The sequence below is a fragment of the Actinoplanes sp. NPDC026619 genome (genome assembly GCF_040638295.1).
Classification (GTDB): Bacteria; Actinomycetota; Actinomycetes; order Mycobacteriales; family Micromonosporaceae; genus Actinoplanes.
Map to the genome: position 1 here is coordinate 887,068 of NZ_JBEZYA010000001.1, position 17,601 is coordinate 904,668.

Here is a 17,601-nt window from a genome sequence, read left to right on the forward strand (position 1 = left end):
GGCTTTCACCAAAGCTACTGCGCGACCTTCACACCCATCGAGCGGGCGGTGCCGGCGACGATCTGGACCGCGGCGGCCACGTCGTTCGCGTTGAGGTCGGGGAGCTTGCGCTCGGCGATCTCCTTGACCTGGGTGGCACTCAGCGTGCCGACCGTCTGGGTCAGCGGGTTCGACGCACCGGACTGGATCCCCAGAGCCTTGCGGATCAGGAAGCTGGTCGGCGGCGTCTTGTAGACCAGCGTGTGACTGCGGTCCTCGTAGACGGAGACGACGACCGGGATGATCTCGCCCCGGTTCTTCGAGGTGGCCTCGTCGTACTCCACCTTCACGGCACGCATGTTGGCCCCGGTCGGACCAAGCATCTTGCCGAGGTCGACCATCGCGGCGTTACCCGCCTCAAGCGCGAGGGTTACCTCATGGGTCTTTTTCTTGGGCGGCATTGCGTAAGGCTCCTTAGGGTGAGCTGCAAGCTATGAGAACGCAGCTCGCCAGCATCATCAACACACGACTAACCCGAGGATCCTAATACAGACCCCGGGAGCACACCAAAAGTGTAACTCGCGACCTCAGAAGCTATCGCACTGGCACCGGGTCATCAGCGAGCGCACCGCGGCAACGTACTCCGGGTTGGGCAGGGTCTTGCTCGTCGCCGCCGCCTCGATGCCGCCCTGACCGGCGTTGTAGCCGGAGATCACCACGTTGAGCAGGCACCACGAGGTGTGCGTCTTGCACTTGCTCGCGCTCAGGCTGTAGTTGGCGCTCTTGAAGTATTTGTCGCCCACCCACTTGGTCATCCAGGCGAGATAGTTCGCCCCCAGGTAGGTGTTGTCGGCGAACTTCGACGCGTCGTAGGTCAGGCCGAACCGCTGGTTGATGAAGTCGGTCGTGGCCGGCATGACCTGCATCACCCCGGCGCCACCGTCACAGTTGTGGATGTTGCTCTGCCAGCCGCTCTCCTGCCAGGCCACCGCCTTGACCAGCGGATAGTTGAGCTTCAGCTGGGGCGCCTCGGAGTTCCAGTAGGTGCGCGCGGCCGCCGACTTCAGCGCCGCCTTCACCTTGCTCTTGGACACCGCTTTGGTCTTGTCGTAGTGCGCGCAGGCCGGCAGCTGGCTCCAGAACGCCGGCAGGGTGGCCTCAGCGGTCTTGGGCGTTGTCCTCGACGGTTTCGGCGACGGTGACTCGGTCGTCGGCTCCGGCGAGGGCGACTCGGTGGCCAGATCGAAAGTCGGCTCGGTGGACGGCGCGAGCGGCGCGGCCGCCGGCGTGTCGTCCTTGCCGGTCAGCCCGCAGCCGGCCGCAACCACCAAAGCGATCAACGCCACCAGCACTTTCATGCGGTTAGCCATCGACGAACAACCTCCCCGTGAGCCGTCGGAAGCGAACGGTAACAGTCACCACCGAAGATCCGCTGCCCGCGGATCCGGACAAAACACACGAGGTTTCCCGGCTACACCCCGGACCCGCCCCGGCAACCAAGACCGGGGACAATAGGTCTATGCAGACCCGCACCGACCTACGCAACGTCGCCATCATCGCTCACGTCGACCATGGCAAAACCACCCTGGTCGACGCCATGCTGCGCCAGGGGAGCCAGTCCCACGCGCGTGGCGAGATGGCCGACCGCGCCATGGACTCCATGGACCTGGAGCGGGAAAAGGGCATCACCATTCTCGCCAAGAACACCGCGATCAGCTACCAGCCCGCCGAGGGTGATGCCGTCACCATCAACATCATCGACACCCCCGGCCACGCCGACTTCGGCGGTGAGGTCGAGCGCGGCCTCACCATGGTCGACGGCGTCGCGCTGCTGGTCGACGCGTCCGAGGGCCCGCTCCCGCAGACCCGTTTCGTGCTGCGCAAGGCGCTGCACGCGAGGCTGCCGATCATCCTGATCATCAACAAGGTCGACCGCCCCGACGCGCGGATCAAGGAGGTCGTCGACGAGACGTACGAGCTCTTCCTCGACCTCGACGCCGACGAGCACCAGATCGAGTTCCCGATCGTCTACGCGTGCGCCCGCGACGGCATCGCCTCGCTGACCCAGCCCAAGGACGGCACCGTCCCGGAGGACGCGACCGACCTGTCGGTCCTGTTCAAGACGATCCTCGAGACGATCCCGGCCCCGACCTACACCGAGGGCGCCCCGCTCCAGGCCCACGTGGTCAACCTCGACGCGTCCAACTTCCTCGGCCGGCTCGCGCTCTGCCGGGTGCACGAGGGCACGATCCGCAAGGGTCAGACCGTCGCCTGGTGCAAGACCGACGGCACGATCAGCAACGTCCGCATCTCCGAGCTGCTGATCACCGAGGGCCTCGAGCGCAAGCCCGCCGAGAGCGCCGGCCCCGGCGACATCATGGCCGTCGCCGGCATCGCCGAGATCATGATCGGTGAGACCCTGGCGGACGCGGAGAACCCGATCCCGCTGCCGCTGATCACGGTCGACGAGCCGGCCATCTCGATGACCCTGGGCACCAACACCTCGCCGCTGGTCGGCAAGGTCAAGGGGGCCAAGGTGACCGCCCGGATGGTCAAGGACCGCCTCGATCGCGAGCTGATCGGCAACGTGTCGCTGCGCGTGCTGCCGACCGAGCGCCCCGACGCCTGGGAGGTCCAAGGCCGCGGCGAGCTCGCCCTGGCCATCCTGGTCGAGCAGATGCGCCGCGAGTCCTACGAGCTGACGGTCGGCAAGCCGCAGGTGGTCACCAGGACCATCGACGGCAAGCTGCACGAGCCGGTAGAACGGCTGACCATCGACGCCCCCGACGAGTACATGGGCGCCATCACCACGCTGCTGTCCACCCGCAAGGGCCGGATGGAAGAGCTGATCAACCACGGCACCGGATGGCTGCGGATGGAATGGCTGGTCCCGGCGCGCGGCCTGATCGGCTTCCGCACCGAGTTCCTCACCGAGACCCGCGGCACCGGCATCCTGCACCACCTGTTCGAGGACTACGAGCCCTGGTTCGGCGAGCTGCGCACCCGCAGCAACGGTTCACTCGTCGCCGACCGGGCCGGCGCGGTCACCCCGTTCGCGATGATCAACATCCAGGAACGCGGTTCGCTGTTCGTCGAGCCGACCACCGAGGTGTACGAGGGCATGATCGTCGGCGAGAACTCTCGCGAGGACGACATGGACGTCAACATCACCAAGGAGAAGAAGCTCACCAACATGCGCGCGGCGAGCGCCGACAACACCGAAAAGGTGATCCCGCCGCGCAAGCTGTCGCTGGAGCAGGCCCTCGAGTTCTGCCGCGAGGACGAATGCGTCGAGGTCACCCCCGCGGCGGTCCGGATCCGCAAGGTCATCCTCGACCAGCAGACCCGGGGCCGGCAGGCGGCACGGCGCAAGCACCAATAAGGGGTACGCCTCACCGGCCCCCAACCGCACGACCGCGAACCCCGCCTCCGGCGGCTGCCGCAAACGCAATCAGCCCGGTGGTCCGGCATTCTGCCGCGACCATCGGGCTGTGTGCATTCTCAGGCGTGGCGCGCGCTTTCCGCCTTGGGTAACTCGCGCTTCTTGTCCCGGGCGGATTTGGCGAGGCTGGCAACCGTGGCGACGCCGAGCGTGCCGATGATGACCAGCAGAGACAGCCAGATCGGGATCTCCGGCGCCCAGTGCACGCCCTCACCGCCGTTGATGAACGGCAGGCTGTTGGTGTGCAGCGCCTCGAGGAAAAGCTTCACGCCGATGAAAGCGAGCACGGCGGCCAGGCCGTAATTCAGGAACACCAGGCGTTCCAGCAGGCCACCGAGTAGGAAATAGAGCTGGCGCAGGCCCATCAGGGCGAAAATGTTCGCCGTGAAGACCAGGTAGGGCTCCTTGGTGATGCCGAAGATGGCGGGAATGGAGTCCAGCGCGAACAGCAGGTCGGTGGTGCCGATCGCGATCGTGACGATCAGCAGCGGCGTGAAAACGCGCCGGCCGGCGTTGGTCACGACCATCATGCGTCCGCTGCCGAACGAGGACGACACCGGCAGGACCTTCTTGGACCACCGGATGAGGAGGTTCTCCTTGAAGTCCTCCTCGTCGTTCTCGCCCTCTTTCAGCAGGTTGATCGCCGTGTAGACGAGGAACGCGCCGAAAATGTAGAACACCCAGGAGAACTGCGAGATGAGAGCGGCGCCGGCCGCGATGAACAGGCCGCGCATCAACAGCGCCAGCACGATGCCGATCAGCAGCACCTTCTGCTGAAGGTGCCGGGGCACGGCGAACCGGCCCATGATGATGACGAAGACGAAAAGGTTGTCGACGCTCAGCGAGTACTCGGTGAGCCAGCCGGTATAGAACTCGCCGGCATATTGCCCGCCGGCGGTGACCCAGACGCCGATGCCGAAAACGACGGCCAGCCCGACGTAGAGAGCAACCCAGCCGCCGGATTCCTTCACGGAAGGCTCGTGCGGCCGCCTGCCGATGATCAATAGATCAACGGCGAGAACGGCGACGAGGGCGACCAGTGTGACGATCCACACCCAGGTGGGCAAGCTCAACGAGACCTCCGGCAGACACGGTTCGGCACCGTGACCGCCCGAGAGCGGGCGGGCACAGCGGCGTGCTCTGTCGGAGGTCTCTTCCGCCGCCTGCAGGCGACCACCGGCCCCGGGACGGCCTCAGCGAACAGGCCTTCCGTGCTGACGAGACCGGTGCGAGGGAATACTCCCCTCCTACGGCAGCCATTCTGTCTCATGCTGAGACGGAACGGCAGGGCACCCCGGAAAAGCGTGCCCCGGCTCTCACGCCAGGACCTGCCCACCGGACATGTACCTGACCCAACAGTAACGCCTCCTCGGCGATGCACAGCTATACCGCCAAGTCCGTTACTCCTGATCACGCGTGTGATCGCGCACAGTAGCCGCCCGCATCCTAGGAGGCTAGCTCAGTTCCTTCGCGTTCATTCCAGCGCTCCGCGCCGGCTTTCATTCACGCCCCACCCCCGGCGACCGCACCCCACACCCCTCGACCAGGCGCCGGCCAGGATGACGCCGTCCGGCCACTGAGCGCCCGACTGCGAGCCACCGAGCCTGACGCACATCACGTCTCTCTCGCAGGCGCAGCGCGAACGTCACGCCCTATTTCACGCCTGCCATGTCCATGCCGCGCAGTTCCTTCTTCAGCTCGGACATCTCGTCGCGGATGCGGGCCGCCAGCTCGAACTGCAGCTCGCGGGCCGCCGCCAGCATCTGGTCGTTGAGGTCCTGGATGAGCTGGGCCAGCTCGGCGCGGGCCATGCCCTCGCGGGCGGTGCCGTTCGAGGCGCGCGCCTTCGACCTGGTCTCGGGGACCGGCGCCTTGCCGCGGGACATCTGCCGGCCGCCGCCGCCGACCATCGACCCGACGGCCGCGTCGGTGTCCTCGGCCTCGCGGTAGATGTCGTCGAGGATGTCGTGGATCTTCTTGCGCAGGGCCGTCGGGGTGATGCCGTTGGCCTCGTTGTGCGCGATCTGCTTGTCGCGCCGCCGGTCGGTCTCGTCGATGGCGTTGCGCATCGACGGGGTGATCTTGTCCGCATACATGTGGACCTCGCCGGAGACGTTTCGCGCCGCCCGGCCGATGGTCTGGATCAGCGACCGGCCGCTGCGCAGGAACCCTTCCTTGTCGGCGTCGAGGATCGCGACCAGCGACACCTCGGGCAGGTCGAGGCCCTCGCGCAGCAGGTTGATGCCGACCAGCACGTCGTAGTCGCCCTTGCGCAGCTCTTTCAGCAGCTCGACCCGGCGCAGGGTGTCCACCTCGGAGTGCAGGTAACGCACCCGGATGCCGTTTTCCAGCAGGTAGTCGGTGAGGTCCTCGGACATCTTCTTGGTCAGCGTGGTGACCAGGACCCGCTCGTTGCGCTCGGTGCGCAGCCGGATCTCGTGCATCAGGTCGTCGATCTGACCCTTGGTCGGCTTGACCACCACCTGCGGGTCGACCAGGCCGGTCGGCCGGATGACCTGCTCGACGAACTCGCCCTGGGCCTGCTGCATCTCCCACGGGCCGGGGGTGGCCGACAGGAAGACCATCTGGCCGACCCGCTCGAGGAACTCGTCGAACCGCAGCGGCCGGTTGTCGGCCGCGCTGGGCAGCCGGAAGCCGTGCTCGATGAGGATGCGCTTGCGGGAGGCGTCTCCCTCATACATCCCGCCGATCTGCGGGATCGTCTGGTGCGACTCGTCGATGACCGTGACGAAGTCGTCGGGGAAGTAATCCAGCAGGGTGTAGGCCGGCTCGCCGGGGCTGCGGCCGTCCATGTGCATCGAATAGTTTTCGATGCCGTTGCAGAAGCCGACCTGCCGCATCATTTCGAGGTCGTAGGCGGTGCGCATCCGCAGCCGCTGGGCCTCGAGCAGCTTGCCCTGCCGGTCGAGCTCGGCCAGCCGCTCCTCCAGCTCGGCCTCGATGCCGCGGATCGCCCGCTCCATCCGCTCGGCGCCGGCCACGTAGTGCGTGGCCGGGAAGATGATCAGCTCGTCGACCTCGCGGACCACGTCACCGGTGAGCGGGTGCAGGTAATACAGCTTCTCCACCTCGTCGCCGAACAGCTCGACGCGGATGGCCAGCTCCTCGTACGCCGGGATGATCTCCAGCGTGTCGCCCCGGACCCGGAACGTGCCGCGCTGGAAGGCCATGTCGTTGCGGGAGTATTGGATGTCGACCAGGCGGCGCAGCAGCTTGTCGCGGTCGGTCTCCTCACCGACCTTGAGCTTGACCGCCGTCTCCACGTATTCCTGCGGGGTGCCGAGGCCGTAGATCGCGCTCACCGTGGCCACCACGATCACGTCGCGGCGGGTCAGGAGCGACATGGTGGTCGAGTGCCGCAGCCGCTCGACCTCCTCGTTGACCGACGAGTCCTTCTCGATGTAGGTGTCGGTCTGAGCGATGTAGGCCTCGGGCTGGTAATAGTCGTAGTAACTGACGAAGTATTCGACCGCGTTGTTGGGCAGCAGCTCGCGGAACTCCTTGGCGAGCTGCGCGCACAGGGTCTTGTTGGGCGCGAGCACGAGCGCGGGGCGCTGCAGCCGCTCGATGAGCCACGCGGTGGTGGCACTCTTGCCGGTGCCGGTCGCGCCGAGCAGCACCGTGTGGCGGTCGCCCTGGCGCACCCGGCGCTCCAGCTCGTCGATGGCCGCCGGCTGGTCACCGGCAGGCTGAAACTCACTGATGACCTCGAAGCGGCCGTCGAGCAATGGGATGTCGAACGCCATGACGACCACGGTACGTCGGGGGTATGACAAGTTTCCGCCGACGGCGTGCGGAGGGTGCACATTCCGCTCCGGCGTACGCCATTGTTCGCGGTTGCGCGCAGCGCCTAGCCTGTTCGGGTAGGCCGCTCGTGGCGGCCGACCGGTTCGCTGACAGGCCACCACACGGTCTGTCCGACCGGCCCGCGGTCGATGCGCCCCGGCACACCCGGCGCGCGCACCCGCGGTGGTCGCGCTGAGCGCTGACCGGCCGCCGCGAGCGCCCTTCTTCGTTCCTGCCCCGGGAAAGGCGAACGCCTTATGCCGCTCCCGGCCGCCAGCCGGTCGCCTCGGCCCAGTCGTCCGCGGCCCGCGCCTCCGCGTCGAACCACGGCTCCTTGGCCTCGCTGTAGGTGTCGCGGTCGGCATGCTCCGCGGCCCACCGCCCCTTCGCGGCCGCGTACTCCTCCCGCGCCGCCGGCACCGCCCGCAGGTGATCCCGCATGAGCAGCGCGAACCGCCACCCCGGCGACCCGGTCACCCGCACATGGAGATGGACCGGACGGCCCGGGTCGGCGGTGCCGTGCAGCCGTTTCGGCCAGGTCTGCCCGGGCAGGCCACGCGCGTTGTCCACCCACTCCCCCGGCCGGCGGGGGAACCCGGCCCGGGCGAGCCGTTCGGCGAGCGCGTCCGCCTCGTCGAGGGTCCGCACGGCCAGCATCAAGTCGATGATGTCCTTGGCCGGCAGCCCGGGCACCGCGGTCGAGCCGATGTGCGTCACATCGGCCCCGGCGCCGGCCGCGTGCCGGATCCGGGCGATCAGCCGGGCGGCCTGCTCCGGCCAGGCCGGGTCGGGGTCGACGATGCACAGCTCAGGACCGCTGCGGGCGGCGGTGCCGCGCCGCAGATTCTCCTCGAACGGCCGCAGGCGGTCCCGCACCAGCAAGTCGACCTGAGCATGCAGGTTCTCGAGGGTGCCGTTGTTGGCCAGCAGGACGTCGGCGGCGGCCCGGCGGCTCTCGTCGTCGGCCTGCGCGGCGATCCGCGCGGCCGCCTGGTCGGCGGTCATCCCGCGCGTCTCTTCGAGACGGCGCAGGCGCAGGTCACGGCTGGTTTCCACGACAACGACGAGGTGGTACGACGGGGCCTGCCCGGTCTCCACGAGAAGCGGCACGTCATTGACCACGATCGCGTCGGGCGGGGCAGCATGTGCCAGTTCGGCGGCCCGGGAGCGTACCCGCGGATGGGTGATCTTCTCCAGCTTGCCGCGCGCCTCGTCGTCGCCGAAGACCCGGGCGCCCAACGCCGGCCGATCCAGCTCGCCCGCCGGAGTGAGCACCTCCGGGCCGAACGTCTCGACGATCTCGGCGAGGCCCGGCGTGCCCGGCGCCACGACCTCCCGGGCCAGCACGTCGGAGTCGATGAGCACCGCGCCCGCGGCGACCAGCCGTTTCGCGACCGCGCTCTTGCCCGCACCGATCCCGCCGGTAAGCCCCACCTTCAGCACGGGGCCAAGTATCGCAGGCCGGCATCGCGGGGTGGAAAGGCGAAAGGCCGCCCCGACCGGAGTCGGGACGGCCTTTCGCGCTTAACTACTGGATCAAACCCTTACTTGCCGCCGGCAAGCTTCTCGCGCAGAGCAGCGAGAGCCTCGTCGGTGGCCAGGGTGCCGGACGGCTCCTCGGACGCGCGCGCCGGGGCCGGCGAGCTCGACGAGGTGGAGGACGACGTCGCGGTGGCAACGCCGGCCGTGACCGGAGTCGGGTTGAGCGCAGCCTCGGCGTCGGCGTCGCGGGATGCCTGCACCTGCTTGGTGTGGGCCTCCCAGCGCTCGCGGGCGTCGGCGTACTGCTTCTCCCAGGTCTCGCGCTGCTTGTCGAAGCCCTCGAGCCACTCGCCCGTCTCGGGGTCGAAGCCCTCCGGGTAGATGTAGTTGCCCTCGGCGTCGTACGTCGCAGCCATGCCGTAGAGGGTCGGGTCGAAGTGCTCCTCGCCCTCGACGAAGCCCTCGTTGGCCTGCTTGAGCGACAGCGAGATCCGGCGGCGCTCGAGGTCGATGTCAATGACCTTGACGAGGACGTCGGAGCCCACCTGGACGACCTGCTCGGGCAGCTCGACGTGGCGCTCGGCCAGCTCGGAGATGTGCACCAGGCCCTCGATGCCGTCGTCGACGCGGACGAACGCACCGAACGGAACCAGCTTGGTGACCTTGCCCGGCACGATCTGGTTGATCGCGTGGGTGCGGGCGAACTGGCGCCACGGGTCTTCCTGGGTCGCCTTCAGCGACAGCGAGACGCGCTCGCGGTCCAGGTCGACGTCGAGCACCTCGACCTCGACCTCCTGGCCGACCTCGACAACCTCGGAGGGGTGGTCGATGTGCTTCCAGGAGAGCTCGGAGACGTGCACCAGACCGTCGACGCCGCCGAGGTCGACGAACGCGCCGAAGTTGACGATCGAGGACACGACGCCCTTGCGGACCTGGCCCTTCTGCAGCTTGTTGAGGAACTCGGTGCGAACCTCGGACTGCGTCTGCTCCAGCCAGGCACGGCGGGACAGGACCACGTTGTTGCGGTTCTTGTCCAGCTCGATGATCTTGGCTTCGAGCTCCCGGCCCACGTAGGGCTGGAGGTCGCGCACGCGACGCATCTCGACCAGGGACGCGGGCAGGAAGCCGCGCAGGCCGATGTCGAGGATGAGGCCACCCTTGACAACCTCGATAACCGAGCCACGGACGACGCCGTCATCTTCCTTGATCTTCTCGATGGTGCCCCAGGCGCGCTCGTACTGCGCCCGCTTCTTCGAGAGGATCAGGCGGCCTTCTTTGTCCTCCTTGGTGAGAACAAGAGCCTCGATGTGGTCGCCGACCGACACCACTTCCGCGGGGTCCACGTCATGCTTGATCGACAACTCGCGCGAGGGGATGACACCCTCGGTCTTGTAGCCGATGTCGAGCAGGACCTCGTCCCGATCGACCTTGACGACGGTGCCTTCGACAATGTCGCCGTCGTTGAAGTACTTGATGGTCTCGTCGATGGCGGCGAGGAATGCTTCCTCGGACCCGAGATCGTCGACGGTGACCCGGTTGGCGCTCGAGGTGGCCTCGATGCTGCTCGTCATGTGGACAGTTGCTCCGAACGGATGGATTCGTGGTGTCTCTCGCGCGCCGCGGAACCGTCGCCGGGCACGGCACGATCGATAGTTAAAGACCGGACCGGGAAGATCAGATCCTTGCAGTCGATCATGTCGAGACCGGCGACCACGGAGCCTGCTCCCTGCCGAGGCACACGATCCGCGAGCGCATCGACTAGCTTACCGTGCGCATTACCACAGGTTGCAAGCCCTCCTGACGACGGCGGCACAATGTTCGGGCAAAACCCCGGACCATGCCCGTAATGTGCCGAATCCGGACTCGATCCGCCCGGGTGAGGGCAAGCCGGGAGGGAGCGTGCCCTGCCGTACCGTTCAGCCCGTGATCGACACCCCACCCCCGCTCCGCCGCCAGATCACCGACGACGAGAGCCGGGTCGCCAGCCGCTCCTGGTGGGACCTGGACGCCGACGAGTACCAGTCCGAACACGGGACATTCCTTGGCGATCTGGACTTCGTATGGTGCCCGGAAGGGCTACGGGAGTCCGAGGCGCACCTTTTGGGGGAGATCAAGGGCAGGCGGGTGCTGGAGCTGGGCGCGGGCGCGGCCGCCGGCGCGCGGTGGCTCGACGCCCAGGGCGCGGACGTCGTCGCGATGGACCTGTCGGCGGGCATGCTGCGGCATGCGCAGGCGGGGGCCGAGCGCTCGGGCGTGCGGGTGCCGCTGCTGCAAGCCGACGCGCTGGCCCTGCCGTTCGCGGACAGCGTATTCGACATCGTCTGCACCGCCTTCGGGGCGATCCCGTTCGTGGCGGACTCCGGCGCCGCGATGCGCGAGGTCGCCCGGGTCCTGCGCCCCGGCGGCACCTGGGTCTTCTCGATCACCCATCCGATGCGCTGGATCTTCTGGGACGAACCGGATGAGAGCGGCCTGATCGCCCGGAACTCGTACTTCGACCGGACCCCCTACGTGGAGCGGGACGACGACGGCAAGCCCTCGTACATCGAGCAGCACCGGACCCTCGGCGACCGCATCCGCGAGCTGGTGGCCGCCGGTTTCGTGCTCCGCGACCTGGTCGAGCCCGAGTGGCCGGCGGGCCACGAGCAGGTGTGGGGTCAGTGGAGCCCGCTGCGCGGCCGCCTCTTCCCCGGCACCGCGATCTTCGTGGCCGACCTGCCCGCCCCGCAGCTCGTCAACGCCCCGCGGCACTGACGAGCCGGGCCGCGGGTCAGAGGGCCGCGGGTCAGAGGGCCGCGGGTCAGAGGGCCGCGGGTCAGAGGGCCGCGGGTCAGAGGGCCGCGGGTCAGAGGGCCGCGGGTCAGAGGAACGTGCCGGCGTCGAGGAGCGCGGCCAGCACGGTCAGGCCGGCCGGGATCAGGCGGTAATAGACCCACGTGCCGCGGCGGTCGCTGTCGACCAGGCCGGCCTCGCGCAGCACGCGCAGGTGATGCGAGATCGTCGGGCCGGTGAGGTGGAACGCGCCGGTCAGGTCGCAGACGCAGACCTCCCCGCCACCGGCCGAGGCGATCATCGACAACAACCGCAGGCGCACCGGGTCGCCCAGCGCCTTGAACATCGGCGCGAACCGGCTCGCCTGCGCGGCGTCCAGCGGAGCGTGCGCCAGCGGCGCACCGTCGGCCGCCGACTCGACGCTCGCCTCCTCGGTCGTTTTGCTCAGCATCCGACCAGCCTTACCCCAAGACCCAACCAGCGACATCTCAAGCACCGCCCTCTGTCCCCGTCCACGACCCCTCCGATCTCAAGCAGCCGCCGCGCGGAACATTACCGCTCTGCGGCATCGATCGTCACCGCCTGTCCTACGGCTTGTCGGAGCCTTTAAGCAATGCCGGAGCCACAACACCCAGCACTTTCTGTGCTGGCACTCAGCACACACCCAGGTGTCAGTGATCGGCCCCGTTCCAGTCGCGGCCCGAGCCGACCGAGACCTCGAGCGGGACCGACAGCGGGTGGGCGCCGCCCATCTCGCGACGGACCAGCTCCTCGAGGGCGGCGCGCTCGCCGGGGGCCACGTCGAACACGAGCTCGTCGTGCACCTGCAGCAGCATGCGCGAGCGCAGGCCCGACTCCTTCAGCGCCGTGTCGACGTGCAGCATGGCGACCTTGATGATGTCGGCGGCCGAGCCCTGGATGGGGGCGTTGAGGGCCATCCGCTCGGCCATCTCGCGCCGCTGCCGGTTGTCGCTGTTCAGGTCGGGCAGGTAGCGGCGACGGCCGAGAATGGTCGCGGTGTAGCCGTCCTTGGCCGCGCGCTTCTTCACCCCGTCGAGATAGTCGCGCACGCCGCCGAACCGCTCGAAGTATTCGTCCATCAGCGCTTTCGCCTCGTCGACGGCGACGCTCAGCTGGTTGGAGAGGCCGAACGCGCTCAACCCGTACGCGAGGCCGTAGTTCATTGCCTTGATCTTGCGGCGCTGGTCGGGGACGACCTCCTCCACCGGCACGTGGAAGACCGAGGACGCGGTGGCCGCGTGGAAGTCGAAAGCCGAGTTGAACGCGGCGATCAGCGCCTCGTCGCCGGACAGGTGCGCCATGATGCGCATCTCGATCTGGCTGTAGTCGGCGGTCATCAGCTGCTCGAACCCCTCGCCGACGACGAAGGCGCGGCGGATGCGCCGGCCCTCCTCGGTGCGGATCGGGATGTTTTGCAGGTTGGGGTCGGTCGACGACAGCCGGCCGGTGGCGGCCACCGTCTGGTTGAACGTGGTGTGGATGCGGCCGTCGTCGGAGACGGACTTGAGCAGGCCGTCGACCGTGGACTTGAGCTTGGCGACGTCACGGTGGCGTAGCAGGTGAGCCAGCAGCGGGTCACCGGTCTGGGCGAACAGGCTCTGCAGCGCGTCGGCGTCGGTGGTCCAGCCGCTCTTGATCTTCTTGGTCTTGGGCAGGCCCCGCTCGTTGAACAGGATCTCCTGCAGCTGCTTGGGCGAGCCGAGGTTGAACTCGCGGCCGACCACCTCGTGCGCGGCCTGCTGAGCGGATTTCACCTCGGCCGCGAAGTTTGACTCGAGCTCGGAAAGATAATCGGTGTCGGCCGCGATGCCGAGGTGCTCCATCTCGCCGAGCACCGCCGACAGCGGCTGCTCCACCTCGGTGAGCAGGACCTGCGACTCGCCGCCGTCGCGGGACAGCTCCTCGGTCAGCACGTCGGCCAGGTCGAGGGTGGCCCGGGCGCGCAGCATCACGTTCTCCTCGGCGGCGCCCCGGTCCTCGCCCAGCCCTTCGAAGGTGAGCTGACCGCTTTCCGGCTCCTCGACCCGCAGCTCGCGCTTGAGATAGCGCAGGGCCAGGTCGGTCAGGTCGTAGGCCCGCTGGTCGGGCTTCGCCAGGTACGCCGCGAGGGCGGTGTCGACCCGCACGCCGGACAGCGACCACCCGTGCGCCCGCATGGCCAGCGCGGCCGGCTTGGCGTCGTGCAGGACCTTCGGCCGCTCGGCGGACGCGAGCCACGCGGCAACGGCCTTCTCGTCCGATTCGTCGAGAGCGGCGGGGTCGAACCAGGCGGCCGGACCGTCGCCGGTCGCGACCGCGATGCCGGTGAGGCTGCCCGTGCCGCGCCCGAACGTGCCGGTCACCGCGACGCCCACGGGCGCCTCGAGAGCGTGCGCGGCCAGCCACTCCGCGACCTGGCCGGAGGTGAGCACCACGCCCTCGATGTCGAAGCCGGCCTCGGCCTCGGGCTCGACGGCGTCGAGGTACGAATAGAGCCGCTCGCGCAGCACCCGGAACTCGAGGGCGTCGAACACCTGATGGACGGCCTCGCGGTCCCACCCGTGCCACTGCACGTCGGCCGGGCCGAGCGGCAGCTCGAGATCGGTGATCAGTCTGTTCAGCTCGTAGTTGCGCAGCACGTCGGCGAGGTGGGCGCGGACGTTGTCGCCGGCCTTGCCCTTGAGCTTGTCGACGTTGGCGACGATGCTGTCGAGCGAACCGAACTCCTTGATCCACTTGGCGGCGGTCTTGTCGCCGACGCCGGGCACCCCGGTCAGGTTGTCGCTGGCCTCGCCGACCAGAGCGGCCTTGTCGCGGTAGCGAGACGGGGGCACGAAGTATTTCGCCTCGACCGCCTCGGGGGTCATCCGCCACACCTCGGAGACGCCGCGCACCGGGTAGAGGATCGTGGTGTGCTCGTCGGCGAACTGGAGCACGTCGCGGTCGCCGGAGGAGATGATGACCTCCATGCCGGCCGCACGGCCCTGGGTGGCCAGCGTCGCGATCACGTCGTCGGCCTCGAAGTTGTCCTTCTCCAGCACCGGGATGCGCAGCGCCTCGAGGACCTCCTTGATCAGGCTGACCTGACCCAGGAACGGCTTGGGGGTCTCGGAGCGGCCGGCCTTGTACTCCGGATAGATCGCGCTGCGGAAGGTCTTCCGGGAGAGGTCGAACGCGACCACGATGTGCGTCGGCTTCTCGTCGCGCAGCATGTTGATCAGCATCGACGTGAAGCCGAACACCGCATTCGTGTGCTGGCCGGTCGCGGTGCTGAAGTTGTCCACCGGCAGCGCGTGGAAGGCGCGGTAGGCCAGCGAGTGGCCGTCGAGCAGCAGCAAACGGGGGGTCAGGGCGTCGTCGCTCACGTCAGGGAACTTTAGACCTGAGGTACGACACAAACGCTGACCGCCCCGGTCGCGTTTACAGCACTTTGCTCAGGAATGCTTGGGTTCGCCGGTGCTGCGGGTTGCCGATGACCGCGTCCGGCGTGCCCTGCTCGACCACGACGCCGCCGTCCATGAACACGACCTGATCGCCGACCTCGCGGGCGAAACCGATCTCATGGGTGACCACGACCATGGTCATGCCGTCCCGGGCCAGGTCCTTCATCACGTCCAGGACCTCGCCCACCAGCTCCGGGTCGAGGGCGCTGGTCGGCTCGTCGAACAGCATCAGCTTGGGTCGCATGGCCAGGGCCCGGGCGATCGCCACCCGCTGCTGCTGACCACCGGAGAGCATGCCGGGGTAGCTGTCCATCTTGGCGCCCAGCCCGACCCGTTCGAGCAGGGCGGCCGACCGGTCGCGTACCTCCGACTTGTTCTCCCTTTTCACCCGGCACGGCGCCTCCATCACGTTCTGGAGGGCCGTCATGTGCGGGAAGAGGTTGAAGCGCTGGAAGACCATGCCGATCGACTGGCGCTGCCGGGCGACGTCCGAGCCCTTCATCTCGTGCAGCTTGCCGCCGCGCTCGTGGTACCCGACCAGGTCGCCGTCCACGAAGATCTTCCCGGCATTGATCTTCTCGAGGTGGTTGATGCAGCGCAGGAACGTCGACTTGCCGGAGCCGGACGGGCCGAGCACGCAGCACACCTCGCCGGAGCTCACCACCAGGTCGACGCCCTTGAGCACCTCGAGCGAGCCGAACGACTTGTGCACGTTGTCGGCCCGCACCATCTCCGCGGTCATGTCGCCCCTCCCCCATCCATCGGGATCCGGCCGCCCTGTTCGACGCCGATGTCCCGCAGCCGCTGCCGGGCCCGGCCGGTCGCGCCGTAGCCCTTGCCGAAATGCCGCTCCAGGAAGAACTGACCGATCATCAGGATGGTGCAGATGATCAAATACCAGATCACGGCCGCGACCAGGACCGGGAACACCACGAAGGTGCGCGCCTTGATCGCACTGAGCTGGAAGTACAGCTCGAAACTGACCGGCACGTAGGCGACCAGCGACGTGTCCTTCACCATCGCGATGATCTCGTTGCCGGTCGGCGGCACGATGACCCGCATCGCCTGCGGCAGCACCACCCGCCGCAGCACCTGCGACCGGGACAGGCCCAGCGCGGTCGCCGCCTCGGCCTGGCCGGTGTCGACCGACTGGATGCCGGCCCGGACGATCTCCGCCATGTAGGCCGCCTCGGACAGCCCCAGCGCGAGCATGCCGGCCACGAAACCGGCCAGCAGGTCGCTCGCCTTGACGCTGTAGAACTGCGCGTTCAGATCGTCGATGCCGAACAACCGGCCGATCTGGTGATCGAACGGCAGGCCGAACCCGATCCGGTTCCACAGGATGTTCAGGTTGCCGAACAGCACGGCGAGCACGAGCCGCGGCACCGCCCGGAAGAACCAGGTGTAGACGAACGCGACGATCTTCAGGACCGGGTTGTCGGACAACCGCATGATCGCGATGAGCACGCCCAGCACCACGCCGATCACCATCGACGTGACGGTGAGCAGGATGGTGCCGCGCAGACCCTCGAGCACCGGCTCGGTGAACAGCACACCGCGCTTGCCCGGCTCGTACGAGAAGAAGATGAATTTCCAGCGGAACTGATCGTTGGTGATCAGCACGTGCAGGAACATCGCGGTGATCAGGCCGATCACCGCGATCGTCACCCAGCGCCCGGGGTGCCGGACGGGCACGGCCTTGATGGGTTCAGGCCGCGCCCGCTCGGTCTCTGTGTCGGTCATGAAGCTAGACGGTCGGGTTCACGGCAGGGGTGGTGATCCCGCCCGCGTCGACGCCCCACTTGGCCAGCACCGTCTTGTAGGTGCCGTCGGCGATCAGGGACGCCAGCGCGCCCTGGATCGCGGCGCCCATGGTGTCGGCCTGGTCCTTCGGAAGCACGTAGCCGTACGGGGCCGAGTCGTAGATGTCGCCGACCAGGGCCAGCTGGCCGTTGGTCTGCTTCACCGCGTACGCGCAGACCGGGGAGTCGGCCAGCATGGCCTCGTCCTTGCCGGTGACCACGGCGTTGGTGGCGTCCGACTGGGCCTGGTACTGGTCGATCGTGATCTTCGCCTTGCCGGCGTCGGTGCACTTCTTCGACCGGGCGGTGAGGTCGTCGACCTGCACGGTCGCGGTCTGCACCGCGATCTTCTTGCCGCAGGCGTCGTCGGCGCTGATCGTGGCGCCGGCCTTGGCCGCCCACTGGGTGCCGGCCGAGAAGTAGGAGACCATGGTGGCCTCCTTCATCCGGTCCGCGTTGACCGTGAAGGAGGAGACGCCGACCGCGTACTTCTTGCTGGCGACGCCGGGGATGATGCTGTCGAACGAGGCCGACTGCCAGTCGGTGGTGAGGCCGAGCTTGGCGGCGACCGCGTTGAACAGATCGACGTCGAAGCCGATGACGGTCTTGCCGTCGGAGTCGAGGAACTCGCTGGGCGCGTAGGACGAGTCGGTGCCGATGGTCAGCTTGCCGGCCGACTTGATGTCGGCCGGGACCTTGGCGGCCAGGGCCGCGTCGACCCCGGTGCTCGCCGACGGGGCGGAACCGGCGCTGGTTCCGGTGTCGTCGCTGGACTCGGACCCGCAGGCGGCGATCGAGGTGGTCAGCGCCGCCGCGACGGCCAGCCCGAGGATCGCCCGACGGCCATGGGAAATGCGGAACATGGGTGGTCTCC

Annotated in this window: 13 protein-coding genes; 2 read left to right on the top strand and 11 right to left on the bottom strand. The window is 68.1% G+C overall.

Going from position 1 to position 17,601, the window contains the following annotated elements; all coding sequences use genetic code 11:
* Positions 1 to 14: 14 nt before the first annotated feature.
* Positions 15 to 440 carry a 50S ribosomal protein L11 gene (locus tag AB0E90_RS04225; RefSeq protein WP_360398850.1) on the bottom strand — a complete coding sequence of 142 codons (426 nt, stop codon included), beginning with the start codon at positions 438 to 440 and terminating at the stop codon, positions 15 to 17.
* A gap of 126 nt (positions 441 to 566) precedes the next feature.
* Positions 567 to 1,349: a transglycosylase SLT domain-containing protein gene (locus AB0E90_RS04230; protein WP_360398853.1), complete on the bottom strand. Its 783-nt coding sequence runs from the start codon at positions 1,347 to 1,349 to the stop codon at positions 567 to 569.
* Between the two features lie 149 nt (positions 1,350 to 1,498).
* Here AB0E90_RS04230 and typA point away from each other — a divergent pair, with 149 nt between their 5' ends.
* Positions 1,499 to 3,361, top strand: coding sequence for a translational GTPase TypA (typA, locus tag AB0E90_RS04235; RefSeq protein WP_360398856.1), 1,863 nt, complete (start codon positions 1,499 to 1,501; stop codon positions 3,359 to 3,361).
* 119 nt (positions 3,362 to 3,480) lie between these two features.
* Here the strand turns inward: typA and AB0E90_RS04240 are convergent, their stop codons facing one another.
* The 4 genes from AB0E90_RS04240 to rpsA all read right to left on the bottom strand — a co-directional run bounded on the left by AB0E90_RS04240 (position 3,481) and on the right by rpsA (position 10,281).
* Positions 3,481 to 4,488: a TerC family protein gene (locus tag AB0E90_RS04240; protein WP_360399468.1), complete on the bottom strand. Its 1,008-nt coding sequence runs from the start codon at positions 4,486 to 4,488 to the stop codon at positions 3,481 to 3,483.
* 585 nt (positions 4,489 to 5,073) lie between these two features.
* Positions 5,074 to 7,188 (bottom strand): excinuclease ABC subunit UvrB, encoded by a 2,115-nt coding sequence (gene uvrB, locus AB0E90_RS04245; protein ID WP_360398859.1) that lies wholly within the window; start codon positions 7,186 to 7,188, stop codon positions 5,074 to 5,076.
* A gap of 295 nt (positions 7,189 to 7,483) precedes the next feature.
* Entirely contained in the window at positions 7,484 to 8,671 is a 1,188-nt protein-coding gene (coaE, locus tag AB0E90_RS04250; protein WP_360398862.1) for a dephospho-CoA kinase, read from the bottom strand.
* A 101-nt stretch (positions 8,672 to 8,772) separates the two neighbouring features.
* On the bottom strand, positions 8,773 to 10,281 hold the full coding sequence (gene rpsA / locus AB0E90_RS04255; RefSeq protein WP_360398865.1) for a 30S ribosomal protein S1: 1,509 nt from the start codon (positions 10,279 to 10,281) through the stop codon (positions 8,773 to 8,775).
* 352 nt (positions 10,282 to 10,633) lie between these two features.
* Between rpsA and AB0E90_RS04260 the strand changes: the two genes are divergently transcribed.
* A complete protein-coding gene (locus tag AB0E90_RS04260) occupies positions 10,634 to 11,464 on the top strand; it encodes a class I SAM-dependent methyltransferase (protein WP_360398868.1) in 831 nt (276 codons plus the stop codon).
* 106 nt (positions 11,465 to 11,570) lie between these two features.
* On the opposite strand, the gene AB0E90_RS04265 is transcribed toward AB0E90_RS04260, so the two are convergent.
* The 5 genes from AB0E90_RS04265 to AB0E90_RS04285 all read right to left on the bottom strand — a co-directional run bounded on the left by AB0E90_RS04265 (position 11,571) and on the right by AB0E90_RS04285 (position 17,590).
* A complete protein-coding gene (locus AB0E90_RS04265) occupies positions 11,571 to 11,933 on the bottom strand; it encodes a metalloregulator ArsR/SmtB family transcription factor (protein ID WP_360398871.1) in 363 nt (120 codons plus the stop codon).
* Positions 11,934 to 12,153: 220 nt separating this feature from the next.
* Positions 12,154 to 14,847 carry a DNA polymerase I gene (gene polA, locus AB0E90_RS04270; RefSeq protein ID WP_360398874.1) on the bottom strand — a complete coding sequence of 898 codons (2,694 nt, stop codon included), beginning with the start codon at positions 14,845 to 14,847 and terminating at the stop codon, positions 12,154 to 12,156.
* A gap of 55 nt (positions 14,848 to 14,902) precedes the next feature.
* The gene (locus AB0E90_RS04275; protein ID WP_360398877.1) at positions 14,903 to 15,667 is read right to left on the bottom strand and encodes an amino acid ABC transporter ATP-binding protein; all 765 of its coding nucleotides are present in this window, start codon (positions 15,665 to 15,667) and stop codon (positions 14,903 to 14,905) included.
* Positions 15,664 to 16,668, bottom strand: coding sequence for an amino acid ABC transporter permease (locus AB0E90_RS04280; RefSeq protein WP_360398879.1), 1,005 nt, complete (start codon positions 16,666 to 16,668; stop codon positions 15,664 to 15,666). Before AB0E90_RS04280 ends, AB0E90_RS04275 begins: the two co-directional genes overlap by 4 nt.
* A gap of 4 nt (positions 16,669 to 16,672) precedes the next feature.
* The gene (locus tag AB0E90_RS04285; RefSeq protein ID WP_360398882.1) at positions 16,673 to 17,590 is read right to left on the bottom strand and encodes an ABC transporter substrate-binding protein; all 918 of its coding nucleotides are present in this window, start codon (positions 17,588 to 17,590) and stop codon (positions 16,673 to 16,675) included.
* Positions 17,591 to 17,601: the final 11 nt, after the last annotated feature.